The organism is Methanoregula sp. (genome assembly GCF_002835825.1).
Taxonomy (GTDB): Archaea; Halobacteriota; Methanomicrobia; order Methanomicrobiales; family Methanospirillaceae; genus Methanoregula.
The window spans coordinates 1-2508 of sequence record NZ_PIZH01000319.1 but is presented as its reverse complement, the minus strand read 5'-3'; the positions used below and the strand labels follow the sequence as shown (position 1 = coordinate 2508).

Annotated in this window: 3 protein-coding genes; all 3 read right to left on the bottom strand. The window is 54.3% G+C overall.

Annotation, left to right across the window (positions count from 1 at the left end; genetic code table 11):
* Positions 1-282, bottom strand: a 282-nt coding sequence (locus CW742_RS10450) for a DUF2114 family protein (protein WP_292420127.1), incomplete at its 3' end; no start/stop codon positions are given.
* Between the two features lie 119 nt (positions 283-401).
* Positions 402-1595, bottom strand: coding sequence for an argininosuccinate synthase (locus CW742_RS10445; RefSeq protein ID WP_292420125.1), 1194 nt, complete (start codon positions 1593-1595; stop codon positions 402-404).
* Positions 1596-1762: 167 nt separating this feature from the next.
* On the bottom strand, positions 1763-2269 hold the full coding sequence (locus CW742_RS10440; protein ID WP_292420122.1) for a hypothetical protein: 507 nt from the start codon (positions 2267-2269) through the stop codon (positions 1763-1765).
* Positions 2270-2508: the final 239 nt, after the last annotated feature.

Here is a 2508-nt window from a genome sequence, read left to right as displayed (position 1 = left end):
CGTTGCGCCGAAGATCGTCTCACCGGGTTTCGGGGGACGGATATCCCGGCTCATGCTGACAGTCTTATTGATTACATATGACATGCCGGTATCGAGGCTCACGCCGGTAAGGATGCATTTTGTCGTGGTATTGCCCATCTCCACGGAGCCGACAATAAAGTAGGGTTTGTTCTTGTATTCGGGAACGTTCATGCCGGCGCCATGGGTGATTGACGGTGGTGGCGGGCTCTCGACAATATGGGGTTTGGGTTTTGTGAAACGGGAGAAAAAACCGGCGCTCATATACTCCGATTCTTGTCTGTATCTCCATATACATTTCGCTTTTTCCATGCGGGAAGCACCCGCGGGAGAGAGATGAAAAGCAAGACCGGCTCCCTGCCGGTAGCGGAGAAAAAAAGGGATTATCGTTTTTTATTCTGCATCTGCCTGACCATCCGGGCCTGGATCCCGAAATACTGGGAGACACCGATCGCATGGCACTGGTCTATCGCGTCGCTGTCAAACGAGACCATGTCGCTTGAGTAGATCGCATCCGGAGACGAACGCCCGAGGATCCTCACGCTGCCCTTGTACAGTTCCAGGTCAACGGTTCCGTTGACCCGTTCCTGGGTGGTATTGATGAATGCATTGAGGGCATGGTACAGGGGTTCGTAGACAAGCCCCTTGTAGGCGAGCTCCGACCACTTGTCGTCCACCATCCGCTTGAAGACGAGTTCCTGGCGTGTCAGGGTCAGGCCTTCAAGATCGCGGTGGGCTGCAAGGATGACCGTTGCTGCCGGGTGCTCGTAATTCTCGCGGGCCTTGAGGCCAAGGATGCGGTCCTCGATCATATCGTTACGGCCGATCCCGTGTTTTCCGGCAAGAACATTGAGTTTCTGGATCAGGTCATACCCGGAGAGTTTCTTCTTGTTCAGGGCAACCGGGACGCCGTTCTTGAAGCTCAGCGTGATCTTCTCCGGTTTTGCCGGGGCCTTTTCAGGAGACACGGTCCAGAGGTAGATCTCCTCGGGCGGGTGGAATGCCGGGTCCTCGAGCCGGCCCCCTTCGATGCTCCTGCTCCAGCAGTTCTCGTCCATGCTCCAGGGCTTGTCCTTCTTCACCGGTACGGGGATGTTATGCTTTTTTGCATAGTCGATCTCCCAGTCCCGGGTAAGGTTGAGTTCCCGGATCGGGGCAACGACCTCGAGTCCTGCGCTCCGGATGATGAAGTCAAACCGGAGCTGGTCGTTGCCCTTCCCGGTGCACCCGTGGCCGATGGCGGTGGCCTTCTCTTTCTTTGCGATCCGGACAACTTCTTCTGCAATGAGCGGCCGGGCAAGGGACGTCCCCATGGGGTATCCCTCATAGGATCCATTGGCCCGTATTGCCGGGAAGATATGGTCGGCAACGAACTTTTCCCGGACATCAATGGTATAGTGGCGGTCGGCGAGTTTTTTGCCTTTTTTGGTGGCAACGTCGATCTCCTCGTCCCGCTGGCCTACATTCACGGCAACCGTGACCACGCGGTCATAGTCATACTTCTCTTTTAAGAGCGGGATGCAGATCGAGGTGTCGAGCCCGCCGGAATATGCAAGGACAATCGTGCCTTTTCCCATTTTACACCTGTTTTCTCATTGATGCTGTACTACTTGGAAGTACCAGCATATATGTTCAGGGGACAGTCCTGCGGGAACACGCGGGAGTCGTGCGAAGAAAAGAGATCACCTAAAGGAGAACAAAAAAAGGTTGTTCAGGCTGGAATTCCTGAACCCGTATATCGTGGTTATGCCGTGACTACGATCTTTGCTTCCATCTGCGGCTGGAAGGGTCCGGTCGTGTAGTCATAGGAGCCGGCCTTGTCGAAGACTACCGAGTAGCTGCCGCCGTACGGGATCTCGATGGGGTTCATACTGCCAAAGTACTGGCCAAGAACAACATCATTTGCCTGAATGGTGTGGGGCTTGAATGGATCGGTGTTCTGCCAGACAACCTTGGTGCCGACCTTTACATAGGCCGTTGCATCGGGAATGACCGTCAGGTCCTGGGTGAACGTGATTGTATGGGTCGGGACCGGGGCTGCTGTCGCTGTGGCGGTTACCTCGGGGGTCTTGTTGACAACAACGACAACAACTTCCTTGGTGGGTTCAGCGGTCGGGGCTGCGGTTGCAACTTCCGAGGGTACTGCTGTGGGGGTCGGCGTGGCAGTCACAGGTGCTGCAGGCTGGGATGTGCATCCCGCAAGCAGAATCCCGATAAACAGGATCGCAAGAACAACGAATAATTTCTTCATGCATCTTTTTTTGTTATTTCGGTATATAAGGATATTCAATTATTTTGGGTGAAAAATTCAGGACAGCGGGCCTCCTCCCGGGCAACCGAAAATGCTGGAATGGCAAAATAACCTGATAAAATGTATATTTGTCGAATTAAGGCTCAATTATTTGAGATAGTGGGTGATGGGTTCAAGCGTTACTTTCTCGCGCTTGATGGCATCGATGGCAAGGGCCGCCGCCCGCGCTGCCTGCAGGG

What these genes read in the sequence shown, in the direction of transcription:
- CW742_RS10445 (WP_292420125.1), bottom strand. Translation starts at nt 1,595, where the DNA reads ATGGGAAAAGGCACGATTGTCCTTGCATATTCCGGCGGGCTCGACACC.
- CW742_RS10440 (WP_292420122.1), bottom strand. Translation starts at nt 2,269, where the DNA reads ATGAAGAAATTATTCGTTGTTCTTGCGATCCTGTTTATCGGGATTCTG.